At 41.8% G+C, this 23,276-nt stretch carries 16 protein-coding genes and 1 tRNA gene; 14 read left to right on the plus strand and 3 right to left on the minus strand.

Going from position 1 to position 23,276, the window contains the following annotated elements; genetic code table 11:
- Positions 1-16: 16 nt before the first annotated feature.
- From BANH1_RS02640 to BANH1_RS02660, 5 genes are all read left to right on the plus strand, one after another.
- Positions 17-1,387, plus strand: coding sequence for a pyruvate dehydrogenase complex E1 component subunit beta (locus tag BANH1_RS02640; protein WP_015397888.1), 1,371 nt, complete (start codon positions 17-19; stop codon positions 1,385-1,387).
- A gap of 14 nt (positions 1,388-1,401) precedes the next feature.
- Positions 1,402-2,733, plus strand: a complete 1,332-nt coding sequence (locus tag BANH1_RS02645; protein WP_015397889.1) for a pyruvate dehydrogenase complex dihydrolipoamide acetyltransferase — start codon at positions 1,402-1,404, stop codon at positions 2,731-2,733.
- A 213-nt stretch (positions 2,734-2,946) separates the two neighbouring features.
- A complete protein-coding gene (lpdA, locus tag BANH1_RS02650) occupies positions 2,947-4,407 on the plus strand; it encodes a dihydrolipoyl dehydrogenase (RefSeq protein WP_015397890.1) in 1,461 nt (486 codons plus the stop codon).
- Between the two features lie 67 nt (positions 4,408-4,474).
- Complete coding sequence (gene lipA, locus BANH1_RS02655; protein WP_015397891.1) at positions 4,475-5,428, plus strand: lipoyl synthase; 954 nt, start codon at positions 4,475-4,477, stop codon at positions 5,426-5,428.
- Positions 5,429-5,439: 11 nt separating this feature from the next.
- Positions 5,440-5,901 carry a type II toxin-antitoxin system RatA family toxin gene (locus tag BANH1_RS02660; protein WP_015397892.1) on the plus strand — a complete coding sequence of 154 codons (462 nt, stop codon included), beginning with the start codon at positions 5,440-5,442 and terminating at the stop codon, positions 5,899-5,901.
- 507 nt (positions 5,902-6,408) lie between these two features.
- Here the strand turns inward: BANH1_RS02660 and BANH1_RS02665 are convergent.
- On the minus strand, positions 6,409-7,602 hold the full coding sequence (locus BANH1_RS02665) for a bifunctional 2-C-methyl-D-erythritol 4-phosphate cytidylyltransferase/2-C-methyl-D-erythritol 2,4-cyclodiphosphate synthase (protein ID WP_083878113.1): 1,194 nt from the start codon (positions 7,600-7,602) through the stop codon (positions 6,409-6,411).
- A gap of 34 nt (positions 7,603-7,636) precedes the next feature.
- Positions 7,637-8,086, minus strand: coding sequence for an iron-responsive transcriptional regulator RirA (gene rirA, locus BANH1_RS02670; protein ID WP_015397894.1), 450 nt, complete (start codon positions 8,084-8,086; stop codon positions 7,637-7,639).
- A gap of 169 nt (positions 8,087-8,255) precedes the next feature.
- On the opposite strand from rirA, the gene BANH1_RS02675 reads away from it, so the two are divergent.
- From BANH1_RS02675 to BANH1_RS02705, 7 genes are all read left to right on the plus strand, one after another.
- The gene (locus BANH1_RS02675) at positions 8,256-10,517 is read left to right on the plus strand and encodes a sensor histidine kinase NtrY-like (protein ID WP_015397895.1); all 2,262 of its coding nucleotides are present in this window, start codon (positions 8,256-8,258) and stop codon (positions 10,515-10,517) included.
- Between the two features lies 1 nt (position 10,518).
- A complete protein-coding gene (ntrX, locus tag BANH1_RS02680; RefSeq protein ID WP_015397896.1) occupies positions 10,519-11,877 on the plus strand; it encodes a nitrogen assimilation response regulator NtrX in 1,359 nt (452 codons plus the stop codon).
- A gap of 3 nt (positions 11,878-11,880) precedes the next feature.
- The gene (gene trkA, locus BANH1_RS02685) at positions 11,881-13,257 is read left to right on the plus strand and encodes a Trk system potassium transporter TrkA (protein ID WP_015397897.1); all 1,377 of its coding nucleotides are present in this window, start codon (positions 11,881-11,883) and stop codon (positions 13,255-13,257) included.
- Positions 13,258-14,082: 825 nt separating this feature from the next.
- Positions 14,083-14,712, plus strand: coding sequence for an ATP-dependent Clp endopeptidase proteolytic subunit ClpP (clpP, locus tag BANH1_RS02690; RefSeq protein WP_015397898.1), 630 nt, complete (start codon positions 14,083-14,085; stop codon positions 14,710-14,712).
- Between the two features lie 219 nt (positions 14,713-14,931).
- Positions 14,932-16,206 (plus strand): ATP-dependent Clp protease ATP-binding subunit ClpX, encoded by a 1,275-nt coding sequence (clpX, locus tag BANH1_RS02695; protein ID WP_015397899.1) that lies wholly within the window; start codon positions 14,932-14,934, stop codon positions 16,204-16,206.
- A gap of 162 nt (positions 16,207-16,368) precedes the next feature.
- Positions 16,369-18,792: an endopeptidase La gene (gene lon, locus BANH1_RS02700; protein ID WP_015397900.1), complete on the plus strand. Its 2,424-nt coding sequence runs from the start codon at positions 16,369-16,371 to the stop codon at positions 18,790-18,792.
- 232 nt (positions 18,793-19,024) lie between these two features.
- Positions 19,025-19,303: an HU family DNA-binding protein gene (locus BANH1_RS02705; RefSeq protein ID WP_015397901.1), complete on the plus strand. Its 279-nt coding sequence runs from the start codon at positions 19,025-19,027 to the stop codon at positions 19,301-19,303.
- A gap of 678 nt (positions 19,304-19,981) precedes the next feature.
- On the opposite strand, the gene trmFO is transcribed toward BANH1_RS02705, so the two are convergent.
- On the minus strand, positions 19,982-21,406 hold the full coding sequence (gene trmFO / locus BANH1_RS02710) for a methylenetetrahydrofolate--tRNA-(uracil(54)-C(5))-methyltransferase (FADH(2)-oxidizing) TrmFO (protein ID WP_015397902.1): 1,425 nt from the start codon (positions 21,404-21,406) through the stop codon (positions 19,982-19,984).
- A 167-nt stretch (positions 21,407-21,573) separates the two neighbouring features.
- Between trmFO and BANH1_RS02715 the strand changes: the two genes are divergently transcribed.
- Both BANH1_RS02715 and tig read left to right on the plus strand, forming a co-directional pair.
- Positions 21,574-21,656 (plus strand) — tRNA-Leu (locus tag BANH1_RS02715).
- A 133-nt stretch (positions 21,657-21,789) separates the two neighbouring features.
- Complete coding sequence (tig, locus tag BANH1_RS02720) at positions 21,790-23,217, plus strand: trigger factor (protein ID WP_015397903.1); 1,428 nt, start codon at positions 21,790-21,792, stop codon at positions 23,215-23,217.
- Positions 23,218-23,276: the final 59 nt, after the last annotated feature.

Consider the following 23,276-nt stretch of genomic DNA (forward strand, 5'->3'; position numbering starts at 1 on the left):
AGTAGGGGAAGAAAGTATGTCCATTAATATTTTAATGCCAGCGCTTTCACCGACAATGGAAGAGGGTAAATTATTAAAATGGCTTGTGAAAAAAGGCGACAAAGTCAGCTCCGGTGATGTGATTGCTGAAATTGAAACTGATAAAGCGACGATGGAAGTAGAGGCCGCCGACGAAGGCATAATTGGTAAAATTTTGGTGCATGAGGGTACCGAAAGTGTTAAGGTTAATACTATTATCGCTGTGTTATTGGAGGAAGGTGAAACTGTGGAGGATATTTCACAAAATGCAAATTCTCCGGATTTTCACGCAAAGCCACAAGGGACTCCTTCATCGGTATCGGGGGTATCGGCTCCTCCTGTTTTTGATACTGCAGCTGACTTTAACATTCCAGTGGGTACTAAAATGGTTACAATGACTGTACGTGAAGCACTTAATCAAGCTATGGCTGAGGAAATGCGACGTGACGAGACTGTTTTCTTAATGGGGGAAGAAGTAGCGCAGTATCAGGGTGCTTACAAAGTTAGTCAAGGGTTATTAGAAGAATTTGGTGCGCGCAGAGTTATTGATACGCCAATTACAGAGCACGGTTTTTCAGGGTTAGGTGTTGGTGCTGCATTCGGGGGATTACGCCCCATTGTTGAGTTCATGACATTTAATTTCGCTATGCAAGCGATAGATCAAATTATAAATTCGGCAGCGAAAACCCGTTATATGTCTGGTGGGCAGATGTCTACACCCATAGTTTTTCGTGGCCCTAATGGTGCTGCTGCGCGTGTTGGTGCTCAGCATTCGCAGTGTTATGCTGCATGGTATGGTCATGTGCCTGGTCTCAAGGTTGTTATGCCTTATAATGCTGCGGACGCAAAAGGTCTTTTGAAGGCTGCTATTCGTGATGATAATCCTGTTATTTTTCTTGAAAACGAGATTCTTTACGGTCATCAATTTGAAGTTCCGGAAATGGATGATTTTGTGCTGCCTATCGGTAAAGCACGTATTCATAAATCTGGTCAGGATTTAACAATTGTTGCATGCGGCATCGGAATGCATTACGCGGTTCAAGCGTTACCAGAGATTGAAAAACTTGGTATTGATGTTGAATTAATTGATCTACGTACTATTCGCCCTATGGATTTGCCAACGATTTTCACCTCAGTTAAAAAAACTGGGCGCTTGATAACAATTGAAGAGGGGTATCCTCAGTCATCTGTCGGTACTGAAATAGCGACGCGTGTTATGCAGCAGGTTTTTGATTATCTTGACGCGCCAGTCGCTACGATTGCCGGTAAAGACGTTCCCATGCCTTACGCTGCTAATCTTGAAAAATTAGCTTTGCCGAATATTTCCGAAATTGTAGAAGCTGCTAAGGCGATAACTTATAAAATATAGTGGAGGAAAGCGATATGCCTATTAAGATTACGATGCCTGCGCTTTCTCCCACAATGGAAGAAGGAAATTTGTCAAAATGGAATATTAAGGAAGGTGACAAAGTTTCATCAGGTGATGTTATTGCTGAGATTGAAACAGATAAAGCGACGATGGAGGTGGAAGCTATCGATGAAGGGATAGTTGCTAAAATCGTTGTGCCTGCTGGAACGCAGGGAGTGAAGGTTAATAGTTTAATTGCAGTCTTAGCAGAAGAAGATGAAGATTTAGCTGAAGCTGCAAAAACTGTGGCAGGAGAAAGCGCTTCTCCACTTATGGTCGAAATACCAGCAATTGAAAAGCAGAAAGAGTCAGAAAATATACCAGTTTCCCTCGCATCGCCGGACCGAAAATTAGCGCAGATAGATAAAGAGAATAGATGTTTTTTTTCATCTCCTTTAGCAAGACGATTAGCAGCTCAAGCAGGTCTCGATTTATCTCTTATTTCTGGAACGGGCCCTCATGGACGTATTATTAAACGTGATGTAGAAAAAGCTGTGAGTAGCGGTGTTCTCAGAGAGCTTCGTGCGCCGCAAATTAATCAGTTAGGAGCCGTAGATTCTTCCGATGAACGGATTATGAAATTATTTAAAGAGGCGGAATACGAATTCTCGCCTCACGATAATACGCGAAAAACAATCGCTAAGCGTTTGCTTGAATCAAAACAAACGGTGCCGCATTTTTATGTGACTGTGGATTGTGAGTTAGACAGCTTATTGGAGTTGCGCGCACAGCTTAATGCCACTGCAGCGGTGATGAAGACGCAGGAAAATATCAATCCCCCTCATAAATTGTCGGTCAACGATATGATTATCAAGGCTGTAGCGTTATCCTTAAAGGCTGTACCTAATGCCAATGTATCATGGCTTGAAAATGGGATGCTTTATCACAAACATTGCGATGTTGGTGTTGCTGTTTCCGTCCCGAGTGGGTTAATTACACCAATTATTCGCCACGCAGAGGAAAAATCTTTATTGGTCATTTCTAATGAGATGAAAGATCTAGTAAAGCGCGCACGCGAACGTAAATTAAGAATGGAAGAATATCAGGGGGGCACGACGGCGGTATCTAATATGGGTATGTATGGCGTGAAAAATTTTTCTGCCATTATTAATCCGCCGCAGGCAACAATTTTTGCAATCGGCGCAGGTGAACGACGTGCTATTGTTAAGAATGATGCATTAACAATTGCGACGGTTATGTCTGTCACACTTTCGGTTGATCATCGCGCTGTTGATGGCGCTTTAGCGGCGGAGCTTGCTCGAGTTTTTAAGCAGTTAATTGAAAATCCTCTGGCAATGTTGATGTAAGCCATTTTTAAGTGTTGTATATAACCGCGTGCAGCGGTGATGAAGGCTATTTTAAGAAAAACTAAAGTGGATAGCTGTTTTGTTTTTGATCTTATAGGGCATTCAGCCTGTGTACTCGGAACGGGATAAATGAGAAAAGATTATCGTGTTTATTTTTAGTTTTATGCTTGGGCGGTACATGCCCATTTTGTATGTGTCCATGGAGGGATTACTGTGACGGATCTTTATGATGTAATTGTAATTGGCTCAGGGCCAGGTGGGTATATAACTGCGATTCGTGCAGCACAATGTGGTTTTAAGACTGCCATTGTTGAGCGTGAGCATTTGGGTGGCATTTGTTTAAATTGGGGTTGTATTCCAACCAAGGCGCTTTTGCGTTCAGCAGAAATGAAGCATTTTGCCGAACATGCAAAAGATTATGGCCTAAAATTTAATGGTTCAATTGAGGTAAACATCGAAGATGTCGTGATGCGTTCACGCGGAGTTTCATCGCGTTTAAACGCTGGTGTTGGTTTTTTAATGAAAAAGAACAAAATTGATATTATTTGGGGTGAAGCAAGGCTAATGAAAGGGGGAAACGGTAGCCAGTTAGCGGAAATTATGGTTTCTCCATCGTCAAAGGAGATTAAGCAACCACAAAATCCAATACCTAAAGAGACATTAGGTAAAGGGACCTATCGGGCAAAATATATAATCATTGCAACTGGCGCACGCCCACGAGCTCTTCCTAATATCGAACCAGATGGGAAGCTTATTTGGACTTATTTCGAAGCTATGATTCCAAACGCATTGCCTAAATCTCTTTTAGTGATGGGGTCTGGGGCAATTGGTATCGAGTTTGCTTCTTTTTATCACGATATGGGTTCTGAGGTAACTGTTGTTGAAATGATGCCTCGGATTATGCCAGTCGAGGACGCTGAAATTTCTGCGTTTGCGCGCAAGCAGTTAGAGAAAAAAGGTATGCGTATCCTCACTGAAACAAAAGTGACAAAGGTTGACAAAGCCGCCGATTTCATTACAGCGCATGTTGATGTTAAGGGGAGGAAAGAAACAATAAGAGCTGATCGGTTAATTTCAGCTGTTGGTGTTCAAGGCAATATTGAAAATCTTGGATTAGAAGCGTTAGGTATCAAGACTGATCGCGGGTGTATTGTAACTGATGAATGGAGTTGGACAGGTGTGGAAGGCATTTATGCTATTGGTGATGTTGCTGGTCCCCCTATGTTAGCGCATAAGGCAGAAGAAGAAGGTGTAATATGTGTTGAACATATTGCGGGTTTGAAGAGCTCTCATTCACTCGATAAGAAAAAAATCCCAGGATGTACGTACTGTACACCACAAGTTGCTTCTGTAGGGCTTTCAGAAGCGGCGGCAAAAGAAGCAGGTTATGATATACGTGTTGGTCGTTATTCCTTTTCAGCTAATGGAAAGGCGATTGCTTTAGGCGAAGACCAAGGATTGGTTAAAACCATTTTTGATAAAAAAACAGGGCAGCTTCTCGGTGCGCATATGGTGGGAGCGGAGGTGACGGAACTTATTCATGGTTTTGTTATCGCCATGAATCTTGAAACAACCGAAGAGGAATTGATGCACACAGTTTTCCCGCATCCAACATTGTCAGAAATGATTAAGGAGAGTGTATTGGATGCTTATGGTCAGGTTTTAAATGCTTGATAGCCAGATTATATGAAAAATTTTGTGATTTTTCATCAATATTTTATTCTAAAAAGCAGAGGCTTAAATGGTTACGGTGGTTGATAGAGTTGCGAATAGGCGCGTACGTCATCCTGAGAAGATGCACCGTCCAGACACGAGCATTCAGAAAAAACCAGATTGGATTCGCGTAAAAGCGCCGACATCACAGATATATAAAGAAACGTATGGTATTGTGCGCGCTCATAAATTGGTTACCGTATGCGAAGAGGCAGGTTGTCCAAATGTTGGTGAATGTTGGAGCCAGCGGCATGCCAGCTTTATGATTTTAGGTGAAATATGTACGAGGGCCTGCGCTTTTTGTAACGTTGCAACGGGCATTCCACTTGCAGTTGACGATAATGAACCAGAACGTGTAGCAGACGCCGTCGCGCAAATGGAGCTGAAGCACGTTGTAATTACATCTGTTGACCGGGATGACCTTATTGACGGCGGCGCGCGCCATTTTGCAAAGGTTATTCACGCTATTCGCCAGAAATCTCCTACGACGACAATTGAAGTTCTTACACCCGATTTCCGCCATAAGGATGGCGCTTTAGAAATTGTGGTTGCTGCTAAACCTGACGTTTTCAACCATAACTTAGAAACGGTTCCGTCAAAATATCTAAAAGTACGCCCAGGGGCGCGCTATTTTCATTCAATTCGATTGTTACAACGCGTTAAAGAAATTGACCCAACAATATTTACAAAATCGGGGATTATGGTTGGTCTCGGAGAAGAGCGAAATGAAATTCTTCAATTGATGGACGATTTGCGTTCTGCCGATGTCGATTTTATGACAATTGGGCAATATCTGCAGCCTACGCGAAAACATCATCCTGTCATCCGTTTTGTGCATCCCGATGAATTTGAATCTTTTGCTAAGATTGGTAAAGCGAAGGGTTTTTTGCATATGGCTTCTAATCCTCTGACGCGTTCATCTCATCATGCAGGAGATGATTTTGAGATTTTGCAAAAAGCGCGTGCCGAAAAATTTTCCTGACAGGGATAGTAATGCCGGCTTTTACAACACATCGGCACATTGCCCACAATGCTCGCGAAATGTTTGATCTCGTCTCAGACGTTGAACGTTACCCTGAGTTTGTGCCAATGTGTGAGTCTTTGGTAGTACGCTCCCGGGAAGAATTCGAAGAAAAGACATTACTCCTTGCTGATATGACAGTTGGCTATAAAATGTTTCGAGAAATTTTCACAACTCAAGTTTTCCTTCAGCCAAGGGAAAATCTTATCGAGGTTAAATACATTAATGGTCCATTCAAATATCTCGAAAATCGTTGGATATTTCATCCTACTCAAGATATAAATACATGTAACATAGAGTTTTCTATCGACTATGAGTTTAAAAGCAAAATGCTTGGACTGGTAATGGGCTCAGTGTTCGATATTGCTTTTCGTAAATTTACTGACGCTTTTGAAAAGCGTGCTCATCAAATTTACGGTTCTCCGGCGGTATAATTTTCAGTCGGCTTTATTGCACGGTAAGTGCGATATTCTGTGGTTTGTGTTATGATAGGGTCAAAAGTAAAAAATTGGATGTAGGAGGTAAGGGGCATCTTTGAGGTGCTTTCAGTGTTTGCATGATGGGTGACGTCATACTTAGAGATGTTGGAGCGTGTTTTTGTGCGTGAGATTTTGCGATAAAACAAGCGGATGTACCCAATTGTGAATTTATTATTTATTGAAATGAAGCCAAATTTTTATCAGCGTAATGCAGTTTTAAGAGGAATTGCCACACAGCGGCCGAAAATAGACCAAATTAGCCTGCAAGCGGCGAACGCGACTTTTATAATAAGGGGGCCGCACGACTGTAGGGACTGCGCTTGAATAACTCTCTGTAATATATGTGTTTCATAGTTTACATAAAAATCGCAAAATCTCACGCACAAAAAATTGTCGGTAAGGCGTGCAGTAAGATTCTTTCAATTATTAGCAACAAGTCTTGAGAATTACATAAGCTCATTTTTATGCCGGAATTTCTCCTGGATAAACGATGGTAGCAGTTGCGAGAGCGGCGATACCCTCTCCACGACCAATAAACCCCAATTGTTCGTTCGTCGTTGCTTTAATGGAAATACGATCTGCTGAAATTGTGAGTAGATTCATGAGGTTTTCGGTCATTATATTGCGATAGGGGACGATTTTAGGTTTTTCGGCAATCAGTGTGATATCGATATTAGCAATACGACCACCTGCTTGCTTAATAATTCCAAGGGCGTGGCGAAGAAAAATTTTTGATGATGCATTTTTCCATTGAGGATCAGAGGGGGGGAAATAAGTGCCGATATCGCCCGCACCTTGAGTAGCGAGAATAGCGTCCGTTAATGCGTGGAGAGCGACATCAGCGTCTGAATGTCCTTTTAATTTTTTGTGAAAAGGAATTTTGATACCGCACAATATTACGTGATCGCCATCTTCGAAAGAATGAACATCGTAACCATTTCCAGTACGGATATCGGGGAATATTTGTGTTTTTTTCTGGAGATACGAATGTGCGGTTTCAAAATCTTCCGGCCGTGTAATTTTTATATTATCAGAGGTTCCATGAATAATACGCATAGGAATACCAAACCACTCGGCAATCGCCGAATCATCGGTAAAATCTTGCTTGTGAGATTGTGCCGCTTTTTCATGGGCAGCCAAAATTAGCTCAAACGGAAAGCACTGTGGGGTTTGCGCACTATAAAGATCAGTACGTGGGATCGTTTTTAGAACACGGTGTGTATTGTTCACGTATTTAAGAGTATCGGAGACGGCTAAAGCAGGAAGAATGCCTTCTTTATGGTTGAGAGCTATATGAATTTGCTCAAGGAGTTTATTTTCGATAAAAGGGCGTGCACCATCATGAATGTGAACGTAATCTGGTTTAATATTTTTGAGCGCGCGAAGCCCATATAAGGTGGACATCTGACGTGTAGCACCTCCCTCAACAATGATGAGACGCTCTTTAAAATTGGCAACAGCATTTTCACATATCTGGCGGTCATCCGGATGAATAACCAAGAGGACAGTTGTAATAGCCGGATTTTGCAAAAAACAGCGCACACTGTAACAGATAACCGGCTCTCTCCCTAAAAGTCGGTATTGTTTTGGGCCATTTTGTGAAAACCCTGTCCTTTTACCTCGCCCAGCGGCCAATATCACAGCTGCAATAGAAATACTTAATCTCCTTTCAAAATTTTATATCCGTTGGCTATCTTTCCGTTTTTTTATCATCACCAATTTTAAATGGAAGCTGCAGAGACGATTTCTGCAAATCAGCGATAGATGTCATTGATAATACATCAAAAAAAGAATTTAGTGCCTTTTTAAGTACGGTATTTAAGTTACAAAAATTCACTAATGGACAGTTACTAACTGTATTATCAAAGCATTCTGCCATAGAGAAATTATCTTCTGTTATTTTTACCACATCCGCCACTGAAATTTCTTCTGCAGGTTTAGCCAATTTGACTCCACCATTGCGTCCTCGTACCGTTTGCATAAAGCCTGCCTCAACCAATGGTTGAAGAACCTTAAATAGAAAAAGCTCGGAGATGGCATGCGCTTTGGCAATTTCTGGAATGCGACTCAAGGTATTTTGATCAGCTGCGCAATACATGAGCATCCGGAGTGCATAATTCGTTTGTTTGGTTAACCGCATCTCATCTCCTATAAAAATGTTATGAAACGCACTTTGATTTTAGGTCTATTCAAAAAATATTGAATTTCTTTCTTAATTTTCTGGATTGGTTATATTTTAAACATAGTCCTGTCAATTTTTATCATAGGGGGTTGTGCGAAAGCAGCGAGATAAGTAACGTGAGATAATTATGGATACAATGTTTGTGACCAATCTCCAAGATATAGATCAAGATGCTTATAATGATGAGCCGCGCCGTCTGAGTAGTGTGTATACATTTTTAGGCATTACGATGATAGTATCGGCTTTGCTGACGGCTTCTGCTTCATTTATTATCCTTATTGGACTGACACCTATTGTTCCCAACAGAGCTGTGACATTTGTTCTCATAGCGATTAATAGTATTTGGATTTTTGGCCTTGTAATCATTGTTTTCTATGAGATGATCCCCATCATCCGTGCATGGCGGTCAAAGCGCGCTGGTTCACGCCTCCATGTGCGCCTTATTTCATTGTTCGCGCTTGTTGCGACGTTGCCAACTGTCGCTGTAGCTCTTGTATCAGGGCCCGCGCTTAACTTAGGGCTTGATCGGTGGTTTGATACGACAACTCGCCAAATTGTGGGTTCTTCTATCGATCTAGCGAACGCTTACGCAGATGAAATGCTCCAAAATTTGAAGAATTTATCCTACGCTATGGCATTAACACTGGATAATAAAAAGCTCTTAGAGCGTAATCCAGCTGAATATCGAACGCAATTGACACGCCACGCTGCAGGCCGCAATCTTCGTGGTGCTTTTTTATTAAGCTCGAGCGGGGCTGTTTTTGTATCGAGCGAACTCGGTGACGAAGATAAATTGCCTATTCCACCACCCTATCTTATTGGCCAGGCAACGGGCAATAGACCTTTTTCTTTTCAACCGGGGGTTCATGATTATTTCGGCGTTATTTTAAAATTTACTAATATCCCAAATACGTTTTTGTACGTAGTACGTGACGTTGATAAAAATGTTTTATCTGCTTTGCGGTTAACGGAAATTAATACAGAACGTTATCGTGCTTTAAATGAAAACCGCCTTCCAACACAAATAGCGTTTGGTATGCTTTATTTGTGTCTTTTTTTGAGTTTGTTTTTATCGGCTATTTGGTCTGGTATTGCTGTCGCTGATCATTTAGTGCGTCCCATCCGACTTCTTATTGGTGCAGCTGATGATGTGGCTTCCGGGAATATGGAAGTTTTTGTGCCGGTGCGCGCAAAGGACGGCGATATTGGTCAATTATCAAAGACGTTCAATTATATGGTGAGCGAACTTAAGAGCCGACGTAATGAATTGATTGCAGTCCGTGATCAAATTGATGAAAGGCGGCGTTTTTCTGAAGCTGTTTTATCAGGTGTGACAGCAGGTGTGGCTGGAATTGATGATAACGGCGATATTACAATTATTAATCGGTCTATCGAGGCAATGTTTAATATCCGTTCTAAAGATGTTATTGGACAGAACCTCTTGTCATTGAGTACCGAAATTGACCAGGTTTTTAAGCTTGTTCGCTCATTAAGTCGTAAAAATCACAGTGAGCAGGTGACTTTAAGCGTTGCAGGGCAGGAGCGTGTTTGTAATGTGCAAATTACTATGGAAGAAGAGGATGGTCAGAGGCAATCTTGGGTGCTAACGATTGATGATATTACGGACCTTGTAGAAGCACAACGTTCATCGGCGTGGGCGGATATAGCCCGCCGTATTGCGCACGAAATCAAAAATCCACTCACGCCTATTCAGTTGTCAGCTGAACGTATTCGTAGACGCTACGGTAAAATTATTATACGAGACAGAGAAGTTTTTGATCGGTGTATCGATACAATTATTCGACAGGTCGGCGATATTGGGCGTATGGTTAATGAATTTTCTTCTTTTGCGCGTATGCCTAAACCGCAAATGTGCGCTTTAGATGTAAGGGGGTTATTGCGTGAAGCATGTTTCTTGATAGAAGTTGTTCGCCATGATATCCATTTTGAGCTAGATTTAGGAAATACACCACTTATAGGTGAGTTTGATAATCGTCTCATTGTTCAGGCATTTGGCAACGTCATAAAAAATGCAGGTGAAGCAATTGATTCAATTAGGCGAGAGAAAGGTACTGACGGCCATATTCTTATACGTTCTTACCAACGAGAAGAGCATATAGTTGTGGATATTATGGATAACGGTAAAGGGCTTCCTAAAGAGCAAAGACAGAAATTGTTAGAACCTTATATAACAACGCGGGAAAAAGGTACGGGGCTTGGCTTAGCTATTGTACGCAAAATTATCGAGGATCATGGTGGCTATATGGAATTGCATGATGCATCAGATAATTTTTATGAAGGCCGTGGTGCGATGATCCGCATGATATTTTCAGCATATATAAAAAAAGATAATGCCACACAGGCCGTAAGTCATAAGATAAGGGAATGAAATGGTGTCAGATATCTTAATTGTTGATGATGAAGCAGATATTCGTGAGCTTATTGCTGGTATTTTAGATGATGAAAGTTATGAAACGCGCATCGCGTGTAATTCAGATGAAGCATTAACGCAAATCAGTGAACGCGTCCCGAAGCTCATTTTTTTGGATATTTGGTTGCAAGGAAGCCGTCTCGATGGCTTGGCTTTGCTTGATGAAATCAAAACTAGATATCCTACTCTTCCGGTGGTTATGATCTCTGGTCATGGCAATATTGAAACGGCTGTTTCTGCTATAAAACGAGGGGCCTATGATTTCATCGAAAAGCCCTTTAATGCTGATCGTCTTTTACTTGTTGCTGAACGGACTCTTGAAAATTCGAAATTAAAGCGCGAGCTTTCGGAGTTACGGCAACGATCAAGCGAGGCGCCGGAATTGCTCGGGAAATCAACAATTATGAAGCATTTACGCCAAATAATAGAAAAAGTAGCGCCAACTAATAGCCGTGTCATGATTACTGGTCCTTCAGGTTCGGGGAAAGAAATAGTAGCACGCGCTATTCACGCGCTTTCAGCGCGTTCTAACGGACCATTTGTCGCGATAAATGCTGCAACAATTACCCCAGAAAGAATGGAAATGGAGTTGTTCGGCAATGAAATGGAAGGTGGTGAGCGTAAAATAGGCGCACTAGAAGAGGCTCACGGAGGAATATTGTATCTCGATGAAATTGCGGATATGCCGCGTGAAACTCAAAGCAAGATTCTTGAAGTTTTGACCAGTCAGACATTTGAGAGGGTTGGCGGCACAAAGCGTGTAAAAGTGGATGTCCGTGTAATTTCTTCGACAGCGCAAAATCTTGAAAAATTAATTTCTGCGAGACGATTTAGAGAGGATCTATTTCATCGTCTTTCCGTTGTTCCTATCACTGTCCCACCGCTTTCTTCACGTCGCGAAGATATTCCCGAACTTGTGCATCATTTCGTTAAGACGATATCACAGCAAGTTGGTATTAAACCACGTGAAATCGGTGATGATGTTATAGCTGTTTTGCAGATGCATACTTGGCCGGGAAATGTGCGGCAGTTACGCAATAATATTGAGCGTCTGCTTATTCTTGCACGTGATGATAACGGGCCTATAACGACGGAATTACTTCCTATTGAAGTGAGTGATTCTTTGCCACGCGTTCAGATAGATGCGGATGAGAATATAATGGACTTACCTTTGCGTGAAGCACGCGAATTGTTCGAAAAGAGGTATTTAACGGCGCAGATTGGGCGCTTAGGCGGAAATATATCGCGCACTGCTGAATTTATAGGTATGGAGCGTTCAGCTTTGCACCGTAAGCTTAAAGCGCTCGGAGTTTCATAGATCATGCGTGTTATCATTTGTGGGGCGGGACAGGTCGGTTATGGGATAGCAGAGGGTCTGGCTGCAGAAAATCATGACGTCACTGTTATTGATACTGAAGCGAGATTGGTCGAAAAAATTCGCGATACGTTAGACGTTAGAAGTCTCGTTGGCCACGGTTCACAGCCTGAGGTGCTTTTGGCTGCAGGTGCTGACGAAGCTGATATGTTGATTGCAGTAACTTTATTTGATGAAGTCAATATGGTGGCTTGCCAAGTCGCCCATTCATTGTTCGATGTCCCAACTAAAATAGCGCGTATCCGTTCGCAAGCATATTTGGATCCACGTTATAAAATGCTTTTTGCAAGGGAAAATATTCCTATTGATGTGGTTATTTCACCAGAAGTTGAAGTTGGAGAAATGGTTTTGCGCCGTATTGCTTTGCCTGGAGCAATAGATGTCCTTTATTTTTGTAACGACGATATTGTTGCATTGGCTTTGGAATGTACGGAGGATTGCCCGGTTATTAATACACCTTTACGGCAATTAACGGAGCTTTTTCCTGATCTTCAGACGACGGTTGCTGCCATTAAACGTGGCTCAGAATTATTAATAGCGCATTCAGATACACAATTACGAGTTGGTGATATCATCTATCTCATTGCTGCTCGCGATCAGGTGCGTCGCGCGCTCGGACTTTTTGGCCATAAAGAGCAGGAAGCGCATCGTATAGTTATTGCGGGCGGGGGGCATATTGGCCTTTACGTCGCTCAGGCTATTGAAAAGCGCCTGCATAAATTAAGGTTAAAAATTATAGAGTCACACAGAGAGAGAGCGTTGGCAGTCGCTGATCAACTTGAAAAAACAACTGTTTTATACGGCAACGTGTTAGATCCTGTGATCCTGCAGGAAGCTGGAATTGATCAAGCAGATCTAATTATTACCTTAACTAATCAGGATCAAGTTAATCTTTTGAGCGCTATTATAGCAAAAAGGTTAGGATGCAAGGCGAATATGGTGTTGATTAACAATATTGCTTATCAGGAGTTTAGCCGCGCAGTTGGAGTGGATGCACACCTTAATCCTCGTAGCGTTACTATATCAAAAATTTTGCAACAAATGCGTCGCGGACGTATTCGTGCTGTCCACTCAATTTTTAATGGTGATGCAGAAATTATTGAAGCTGAAGCGATGCAAACGTCTGTATTAGTTGGTAAATCGTTATCAGAGATCAATTTGTCAGATGGTTTGAGGATTGGTGCGATCTATCGCAATAAAATGATAATACAGCTTTCAGCAGATACTCGCATTTTACCTGGCGACCGAATAGTAATTTTTGCTCTTGCTGGTAGTGTTCATGATGCCGAGCAATTGTTCCGTGTAAGTTTAGAATATTTTTAATACATTGCTTGTGAATATTTATACTTTTGGGTATATAGGGACCATGAGGGTGATTATTTCGCTCGGCGCAGTGGTTGGTGCGAATCGACGGATTAAGCCGCGGCGGTGCGTGGCCGCCTGCTGCTTTTTTTAGATTTTCTAATTGTTAGGAGCGGCTATTCGGTTTTCGGCCTCTTCACGTTATGTTAATAAGGCGTTAATAAGGAGGACTAAGCATAGGTTCTTACCTCTTTAGTCGGCTTTATCTAGAGGCAACGCAAGTTTAGTTAGCAAGAAAAAGTGTCGTGGGGTTATTTTTTGCTCGGCGCTCTGTTGTGGAAGCGTTTCAGTATTAGTGATTGTTGGTCGACGTGGCTTTAAACGCCAACGCTATTTTTGGGTCCTGTCGTGGTTTATGGAAGAAGAATTATCGGTTTTATCAAGAGGATTGCAAACTATAATTTTAGCAATGATAGTGCTGTTAGGTTAGCTAAACGATATAATCCCGCGGAGAGAAACGGAATTTTATCGTTGAAGGAAACAAAAAATTGAATGAATTTTTGATATAAAACCGATAAAGCGATTTTTGTTTAGTGGGATTTTGTGTCTACAGAAAGGCAAAAATCTTTCAGAGGTTTCGGGAAGAAAATTTTCGCTATTGGGTGAATATCGTGCATTTTTGGTGTGCCGGACCCGTTTACGTATGGATTGTTATTGGCATTTTAACGATTTTTAAGTCTTATTTGAACGAATCGGTTGTGGCTTGCGTAAGAGAGTGCTGCTAGCCTATAGGTGGCGTTGTTGAATGCGTAAATAGAGATTCTTATATTGATGGAAGTAAAAACAATGAGAGATCAAACAAAAACGGCCTTGAGTCTCGTTCCTATGGTTGTTGAGCAAACTAACCGCGGGGAGCGGGCTTACGATATTTTTTCCCGCCTTTTGAAAGAGCGAATTATTTTTATTAATGGTCCTGTTGAGGACGGTATGGCAATGCTTGTTTGCGCGCAGTTACTTTTCTTGGAAGCAGAAAATCCTAAAAAAGCTATTAGCCTTTATATTAATTCTCCAGGCGGCGTTGTGACATCCGGCATGGCGATTTATGACACTATGCAGTTTATTCGCCCTCCTGTTTCGACGCTATGCATGGGGCAGGCAGCATCTATGGGATCTTTACTTTTAGCAGCCGGGGCAAAAGGACACCGCTTTGCATTACCTAACGCGCGCGTTATGGTACATCAGCCGTCAGGCGGTTTTCAAGGTCAGGCTTCTGATATAGAACGGCATGCGCGAGATATCATACAGATGAAACAGCGTTTGAACCAAATTTATGTCCAACATACAGGTCAAAGCTATGAAATTATAGAAAAGACCCTCGATCGCGATCATTTTATGACAGCAGAAGAAGCCAAACAATTCGGCTTGGTTGACAATGTTATACAATATCGCGCAGAAACTGAAGAGGGAAAAGATTAAATTTTTTTATAGAAAAAATAACTATTTGTGAGGTATGCAAGGAACACTTTTAATTAGTTGCTAGAATACCGATGTAGAGTACCGATTTTATAGAAAGCTATCGGAAAGATATCTAAAAATGTTACGGCGCTTTTAGTTTGGTATATGTCTTTGATTGTGATTAAAGAATTTTTTTTGAAAAGACGAAGCATCTGTGTCCTGAGGTGAAAGGAAAATAAAATGAGCAAAATTAGCAATAGTGGGGGCGAATCAAAAAATACTCTCTATTGCTCGTTCTGTGGCAAAAGCCAGCATGAGGTGCGTAAGCTCATTGCGGGGCCTACTGTATTTATCTGTGATGAATGTGTAGAGCTTTGTACGGATATTATTCGTGAAGAAAATAAATCTTCTGGAGTGAAAGCGCGTGATGGTGTTCCTACTCCTCAAGAGATTATAACAGTCCTTGATGATTACGTTATTGGTCAGCGGCATGCAAAGCGCGTTCTTTCCGTCGCTGTCCATAATCATTATAAACGGCTTGCGCATCAATCTAAGAGCAGCGATATTGAGTTAGCAAAATCAAACATTCTTCTTGTCGGACCAACGGGGTGCGGTAAAACCTATTTAGCGCAAACATTGGCGCGTATTATTGATGTACCTTTTACTATAGCGGATGCGACCACTTTGACTGAGGCGGGTTATGTAGGCGAAGACGTTGAAAATATTATTTTAAAGCTCCTTCAATCTGCTGATTATAACGTCGAACGTGCGCAGAGGGGCATCGTATATATTGACGAAGTTGATAAGATTTCTCGTAAAGCTGATAATCCCTCTATTACTAGGGATGTTTCGGGTGAAGGTGTCCAGCAGGCATTGCTCAAAATTATGGAGGGAACAGTTGCCTCTGTTCCTCCACAGGGTGGGCGTAAACACCCGCAGCAAGAATTTCTTCAGGTTGATACAACGAATATTTTATTTATTTGTGGGGGGGCTTTTGCTGGTTTGGAGAGGATTATTTCGGGGCGCGGTGAAAAAACTTCAATTGGTTTCTCCGCAGTAGTTAAGGCGCCAGATGAGCGTTGTGTCGGTGAGATTTTTCGTGATTTAGAGCCTGAAGACCTTATAAAATTTGGTTTGATACCAGAATTTATTGGGCGCCTTCCTATTATAGCTACCTTAGAAGATTTGGATATTTGCGCACTTGTCCAGATTTTATCACAGCCAAGAAACGCGTTAGTTAAGCAATATCAACGTCTTTTTGAGATGGAAGATGTTGAGTTATCATTCCACGAAGATGCTTTACGGGTTATTGCCAAGAAAGCGATCGAGCGTAAGACCGGTGCGCGTGGTTTACGTTCTATTATGGAGAAGATTCTTTTAGAGACCATGTTTGAGCTACCAGCTCTTGAGGGTGTCCAAAAAGTGGTAATTTCAAGCGATGTGGTTGAAGGAAAAGCCCGTCCCCTTTACATTTACTCAGAGCGTTCAGAAGAGAAAGAAAACGTATCGGCGTGATGTTATATATGGTATGAATAGCAACAGTGAGTACTGTTGCGGGGTATTATAACATTGTGCTTGATTTATACGTCTGCAATTACCACCTCATTTATTATAGGCAGGTGGTTTCTGAAAATGGTTTATGTAGGGGATGGATCGTAAGTTCCGGAAAGGAAGAGTATGCAATATATTGATGAAAAAGCAGGTGGGGTAAAAGAGGGGCTTTATGCTGTTTTACCACTGCGTGATATCGTTGTCTTCCCGCATATGATTGTTCCGCTTTTTGTCGGACGAGAAAAATCGATTCGCGCTCTTGAAGAGGCGATGTCGGTAGATAAGCAGATATTATTGGCGACACAAAAAAGTGCTTCCGATGATGATCCACAATCGGGGGATATTTACGATATTGGTACTTTCGCTAATGTTCTTCAACTTTTAAAACTCCCTGATGGGACTGTGAAGGTTTTGGTTGAGGGAATTACACGTGCAAAAATTAGCAAATTTACTGAGAATGAAGATTATCATCAGGCTTATGCATACGTCACTGAAGAGCCCAAGGGGGATGAAATTGAGATTGAAGCTCTTTCACGGTCAGTGATTGCTTATTTTGAAAATTATGTAAAACTTAATAAAAAAATTTCTCCTGAAGTTGTAAGCGCTATAAGTCAGATCGATGATCCTTCTAAGCTCGCAGATACTATTGCCTCGCATTTGGTAATTAAGCTTTCAGAAAAGCAGGAAATGTTGGCACTGTTGCCTGTGCGTGACCGTCTGGAGCGAGTTTTGTCTTTCATGGAAGGAGAAATTTCCGTTTTGCAAGTTGAAAAACGTATCCGCTCGCACGTCAAACGGCAAATGGAAAAAACGCAGCGGGAATATTATCTCAATGAACAGCTGAAGGCTATTCAAAAGGAGTTAGGAGCAGGTGATGATAGCCGCGATGAGCTGTCGGAGTTAGAGGAACGTATAAAAAAGACCAAGCTTTCAAAAGAAGCACATGAGAAGGCTGGAACAGAGCTCAGAAAATTACGTAATATGTCTCCTATGTCCGCAGAAGCGACGGTCGTGCGCAACTATCTTGATTGGCTTTTGGCTATACCTTGGGGCAAAAAATCAAAAATTAAAAACGATTTAAGTTTTGCCGAAAAAGTCATGAATAATGAGCATTTTGGTCTCGAAAAAGTTAAAGAGCGGATAGTTGAGTATTTAGCAGTGCAAAGTAGGGCATCAAAAATAAAGGGTCCCATTATTTGTCTGTTAGGTCCTCCTGGTGTAGGAAAGACGTCGCTTGCGCGTTCTATTGCAAAGGCAACAGGCCGCGAATATGTCCGTATTTCGTTAGGAGGTGTTCGGGATGAGGCTGAAATTCGCGGACATCGTCGAACTTATATCGGATCTATGCCTGGAAAAATTATCCAATCTATGAAAAAGTCTAAAAAATCTAACCCACTTTTCTTGCTCGATGAAATTGATAAAATGGGACAAGATTTCCGTGGGGATCCTTCGTCGGCTTTATTAGAAGTTCTTGATCCTGAGCAGAATGGTACATTCGTTGATCATTATCTGGAGGTAGAATACGATCTTTCAGATGTGATGTTTGTAGCAACTGCAAATACACTTAATATTCCAGGTCCATTGGTGGATCGGATGGAAATTATTCGTATTGCTGGTTACACTGAGTGTGAAAAGATGGAAATTGTTAAACGGCATCTTTTACCGAAAGCATTAAAAGATCACTGTCTGTCTAAAAAAGAATTTTCTGTTTCTGATGATGCAATAAGGTCGATTATCCAATTTTATACACGTGAAGCGGGTGTTCGTAACCTTGAGCGTGAGCTTATGAAGATGGCGCGTAAGTCGGTCACAAAAATTCTTAAGACTGGCCAAAAGTCTGTTGGAATCACAGAAAATAACATTAATGATTTTTTGGGTATCAGGCGTTACCGCTTTGGCCAAACCGATGGTGAAAATCAGATTGGTGTTGTTACCGGGCTTGCGTGGACTGAGGTGGGTGGAGAGTTGTTGACCATCGAAGGTGTCATGATGTCAGGTAAAGGCAAAATGATTGTGACAGGAAATCTGCGTGATATTATGAAAGAATCGATCTCTGCGGCGGCGTCTTACGTGCGCTCCCGTGCCGTTGACTTTGGTATTGCGCCCCCGCTTTTTGATAAACACGATATTCATGTGCATGTTCCAGAAGGTGCCACACCGAAAGACGGTCCATCAGCAGGAATTGCGATGGTGACGGCTATTGTATCAGTTTTAACAGGGATAGCTATTCATAAAGATATTGCTATGACTGGTGAAATTACTTTGCGCGGCCGTGTTTTGCCTATTGGTGGTTTAAAAGAAAAATTGCTCGCGGCGCTTCGAGGAGGTATTAAAAAAGTACTCATTCCCGAAGAAAACGCAAAAGATTTGGTTGATATTCCTGATGATGTCAAAAATAGCATGGAGATTATCCCTGTGAGTCATGTAAGCGAAGTTCTTAAGCACGCTTTGATTCGTTTCCCGGAACCTATTGAATGGACAGAGTCTTCTGCAGTATCCACAGCTGTTAGAACAGAAGGTGATAATGAGAGTATACAGATTGCACACTGATTCATTATTTTGATTCGTAATTGTGTCTTTGAGGGTAGTGATAGCTTTCTCAGAAGGTGGGGGGCCGCTAATTTTTGGAAAAAAACGAAAAATTCCGTGAATAACTGTGATTATCACTAAGAAAACAAGACTTTGAAGAAAAATAAGGCTTCTGTTTGCTGTACTTTTCAATAAACTACCCGGTGGCCGGTGAGTTTGTTTTGTCCGGCATTATAGGGAAAGGAAATATTCGATGAATAAAAGTGAATTAGTTAGCTCCGTTGCTGAAAAAGTGGGTATCTCGAAAGCACAAGCTGGTTCTGTTGTCGATGCTTTTATTGCCTCTGTAACAGAAGCTTTAGCTTCAGGCGGTGATGTTCGTCTTCCGGGCTTTGGCTCTTTTGAAGTTTCTCATCGCGCTGCTACAAAGGGCCGTAACCCTTCGACAGGCGCTGAAATTAATATTCCAGCACGTTCTGTACCCAAATTTTCTGCGGGTAAAAGTCTTAAAGAGGCCGTTAATAATAAGTAATTGGAATTGCGTTCAAAAAACCCGTTTACAAACAAATGGGTTTTTTAGGTGTGCTTTATGAGTTTTTTGTGTAAGGTTTTGTGGTTCACGGTAACTTAGGAAATTTTTTAAAGATCTTTATCAGGCGCCCGGCCCGTACGTGTGTGACGTGTTTTATTTAAATGTTTTGAATGAAATAGTTGACTGTGGCGATGGACGTTCGTTGTGAATCGCGTCTTGCGATGTCGGTTAGGCTCAAAGCGCGCGGTAGTCGATTTACGCAGCTGAAATCTGTAGTTCGTGATCGGGGTGGTGGGATTTACGGTCAATCAGGGTATTTTCTTTGCCATTTTCCGTAATTATGCACCGGAGTTTGAGATATCTTTAGTACCTCTGGGCTATTTTGGTGGTAGTAGGCTGGGTGTAGGGGCGTTAGTATCGTTATCTCAGGGACACAAAGATTGACTTGGTGTTTTAAGAATTTAGACTGCCGGTAAACAAATTTGCTGGGAGGCTTTTCGTTTGCGACGTTATAACTAAGACAGGGGAAGTTATTAAATTTATCATTTAATATAATCTTCATTCTATCTCAAAGAGATAGCAAATGTTGTAAAGCAGAATAAGTTCTTTAATTTTTGTAAAGAAGCGGATCGAGCTTCTTGATAGTCCCTAAAAAGGATCAATGAGTATTTTTCAAAATCAAGGGTAATGATCGGTTTTGGGATCATTTCGTTTCCCATTTTTTAACCACTGAATACAGTCATTTAAAGCTCGGGCGGTTATAGCTTGTTTTTTTGCTAGCTTCCTCTCTTTGCTTGATAAGCGTTGTTTTAGATGATCAGTAAAGTCGATAGGTGGGAAAAGGCCGAAATTAATATTCATCGGCTGGAATGATTGCCCTCCTGCTTCTTCAGTAACAATATGTCCGCCGGTAATATGGTTCAAAAGAGCTCCAAATGCGGTTGTTAGTGGGGGCAATGAAGGGCGAGTACGGTTATATTCAGCGGCAGCAAAACGTCCAGCTAGGAGTCCTATCGCAGATGATTCCACGTAGCCCTCGCAGCCCGTGATTTGTCCAGCAAAACGTAATTGAGGCTTTTGTTTTAAACGGAGAGTTTTATCAAGAATAATCGGTGAATTGAGATAGGTATTGCGATGCATTCCACCAAAACGTGCAAATTCTGCTTGTTCGAGACCAGGGATCGTTCTGAAAATGCGAATTTGTTCACCGTATTTTAGCTTTGTTTGAAAGCCGACCATGTTATAAAGGGTACCAAGCTGGTTGTCTTGACGCAGTTGCACGACGGCATAGGCTTTAACCGCAGGGTTATGAGCATTAGTGAGCCCCGTAGGTTTCATAGGGCCATATCTCAGGGTTTCGAAACCGCGTTCGGCCATAATTTCGATTGGTAGGCATCCATCAAAATAGGGAGTGCTTTCGAATTCACGAAATTCCGTTTTTTCCCCGCTCCTCAATGCTTGGACGAATGACTCGTATTGTTGTTTATTAAGAGGGCAATTAAGATAATCTTTTCCAGTTCCCTCGGGGCCGATTTTGTCGTAGCGAGATTGGTACCAACAAATATCCATATTAATACTATCGGTGTGAATAATGGGCGCAATGGCATCAAAAAAAGAAAGCGCTTTTGTGCCTGTGATTACTTGTATCGCTTGAGTAAGCGTCGATGAAGTAAGGGGACCGGTTGCGACAATAACGTTTCGCCAATTTTCAGGGAAATCCCGGACTTCTTCGCGTTTTATAGTTATGAGGGGATGATTTTCAAGCGCTTCCGTAACAGTTTGGGAAAATCTATCGCGGTCAACAGCGAGCGCGCTTCCGGCGGGTACTTTATTAGCGTCTGCAGCTTTCATAATCAACGATTCTGCTAATCGCATTTCGGCATGCAGAAGTCCCACAGCATTCGCTGACGAATCATCTGAACGGAAAGAATTTGAACAAACAAGCTCCGCAAGCTTTTTCGTTTTATGAGCGTCGGATTTTTTTTCCGGCCGCATTTCATATAAAATAACGGGAATCCCCGATTGAGCGATTTGCCAGCTCGCTTCGCTTCCTGCAAGTCCGCCGCCGATAATATGAATCGGAGTATTTAATTCATTTAACATGCTTCACTTTTAGCGAAAACGTCACTCTCTGAAAAGCACGAATTTTACGTTTATAATTCGTCAGGAGGTCGTTAAAAATATATTTACTCGCTTTTTTTCTTTAATTGAGTGGAATTGAGTGGTATAGAAACGCCGCTTATGTGAGGTTTCTAGCTTACAGGCTCTGAGCGGACGTGGCGAAATTGGTAGACGCACCAGATTTAGGTTCTGGCGGGAAACTGTGGGGGTTCGAGTCCCTCCGTCCGCACCAAAAGTTTTTAAAAATATCACGGATTCTCGTATGTGCTAAAGTCCGTTTTATGTGAACCCGACATTAAATGTTAGGGCATAATTATTACCGGGGTAGATTTATCCACCCCCCCAGAAATAATGAAGGTTATTCGATGCAGGTTACCGAGACGCTTAATGAAGGGCTGAAGCGCGAAATTGAGATCGTAGTTCCGGCGAAAGATTTAGAGATAAAATTAAATAAACGGTTGGATGATACTAAGAGTAAGATCAAGCTTAATGGCTTTCGACCTGGTAAAGTGCCTTCTAGCTATTTACGAAAAATGTACGGCAAGTCTTTTATGGCTGAAATTTTGAATGAGATTATCAGCGGTTCTTCTCAATCTATTCTGGCTGAACGCAACGAGCGCTCAGCAATGCAGCCGCAGGTCGATGTCAAGGAAAGTGAAAAGATTTTAGATGGTCAAGTTGATCTTATTTTCAGTTTAAAATATGAAGTTTTGCCAAGCTTCGAAATTAAAAATTTTGACAATATTAAGATTGTCCGTGAAATTGCTGATGTTCCTGAACAGGAAATTGGTGAGCAAATAGAGCGCATCCTAGCATCTGCCCGTAATTATTCGGAAAAAGGCGGTCTTTCCGAAGAAGGTGACCGCCTTACGATCGATTATTTAGGTAAGATTAACGGTATTCCATTTGACGGCGGAGCAGATAATGACGCGCAATTAGTTCTTGGTTCGAAGCAGTTTATTCCCGGTTTTGAAGAGCAGTTAATCGGCGTGAAAGTGGGCGATACGGCGGTAATTTCTGTCAAATTCCCTGATGATTATAGCGCTGCTCATTTGGCTGGCAAGGATGCAGAGTTTGATGTCACTGTTAAGGCTGTGTCCAAACCTGATGAGTTGAAGATTGACGATGAAGCAGCTAAAAAAGTTGGCTTGGAATCTCTTGATCATTTACGTGAAGTTGTTCGCGAGCAGATTGGGAGTCAGTATGGCCTAGTGACACGTCAAAAGATCAAACGCCAAATTCTCGACGCTTTAGATGCTGACTATAGCTTTGAAATTCCTGAATGCCTTTTAGATATTGAATTCAACAATATATGGGCCCAGATTAACGACGATTTGAAGAAGATCGGTAGTAGCTTTGAAGACGAGAATACAACAGAAGGGGAGGCAAGGGAGGAATACCGCAAGCTCGCGCAGCGCCGTGTTCGTCTTGGTTTAGTACTTTCTGAGATCGGAACAAAAGCTGGTGTGAAAATAAGTGATGATGAATTACAGGCTGCGGTTCTGGAACAGGTTCGTCAGTATCCTGGTCAAGAAAAAGAAGTTATGGATTTTTTCCGTCGTACACCAGAGGCTGTTGCGAATCTTCGCGCACCGATTTTTGAAGAAAAAGTCATTGATTATTTGCTAGCGCAAGTGGAAATAACAGATAAGAAAGTGACAGTTGCAGAGTTAATGAAAGAATATGATGAATCAGATTCAACTGAAAACAAAGCTCCTAAGAAAAAATCAGCAGTAAAAAAGAAGGATGTAAAAAAGGCTCCGGCCAAAAAGAAAACGCCCAAAAAAGATTAATTTTCGCGCCGATAGGACAGCTTCAGTGGGCGTGGGCTTTTTTTTCGCTTGTATTCTAG

The organism is Bartonella australis AUST/NH1, from assembly GCF_000341355.1.
Classification (GTDB): domain Bacteria; phylum Pseudomonadota; class Alphaproteobacteria; order Rhizobiales; family Rhizobiaceae; genus Bartonella; species Bartonella australis.

Bases quoted from the DNA above. Each gene is read 5' to 3' on its own strand.
- BANH1_RS02640 (WP_015397888.1), top strand. From the start codon at position 17: ATGTCCATTAATATTTTAATGCCAGCGCTTTCACCGACAATGGAAGAG.
- BANH1_RS02645 (WP_015397889.1), top strand. From the start codon at position 1,402: ATGCCTATTAAGATTACGATGCCTGCGCTTTCTCCCACAATGGAAGAA.
- lipA (WP_015397891.1), top strand. From the start codon at position 4,475: ATGGTTACGGTGGTTGATAGAGTTGCGAATAGGCGCGTACGTCATCCT.
- BANH1_RS02660 (WP_015397892.1), top strand. From the start codon at position 5,440: ATGCCGGCTTTTACAACACATCGGCACATTGCCCACAATGCTCGCGAA.
- rirA (WP_015397894.1), bottom strand. From the start codon at position 8,086: ATGCGGTTAACCAAACAAACGAATTATGCACTCCGGATGCTCATGTAT.
- BANH1_RS02675 (WP_015397895.1), top strand. From the start codon at position 8,256: ATGGATACAATGTTTGTGACCAATCTCCAAGATATAGATCAAGATGCT.
- ntrX (WP_015397896.1), top strand. From the start codon at position 10,519: ATGGTGTCAGATATCTTAATTGTTGATGATGAAGCAGATATTCGTGAG.
- trkA (WP_015397897.1), top strand. From the start codon at position 11,881: ATGCGTGTTATCATTTGTGGGGCGGGACAGGTCGGTTATGGGATAGCA.
- clpP (WP_015397898.1), top strand. From the start codon at position 14,083: ATGAGAGATCAAACAAAAACGGCCTTGAGTCTCGTTCCTATGGTTGTT.
- clpX (WP_015397899.1), top strand. From the start codon at position 14,932: ATGAGCAAAATTAGCAATAGTGGGGGCGAATCAAAAAATACTCTCTAT.
- lon (WP_015397900.1), top strand. From the start codon at position 16,369: ATGCAATATATTGATGAAAAAGCAGGTGGGGTAAAAGAGGGGCTTTAT.
- BANH1_RS02705 (WP_015397901.1), top strand. From the start codon at position 19,025: ATGAATAAAAGTGAATTAGTTAGCTCCGTTGCTGAAAAAGTGGGTATC.
- trmFO (WP_015397902.1), bottom strand. From the start codon at position 21,406: ATGTTAAATGAATTAAATACTCCGATTCATATTATCGGCGGCGGACTT.
- tig (WP_015397903.1), top strand. From the start codon at position 21,790: ATGCAGGTTACCGAGACGCTTAATGAAGGGCTGAAGCGCGAAATTGAG.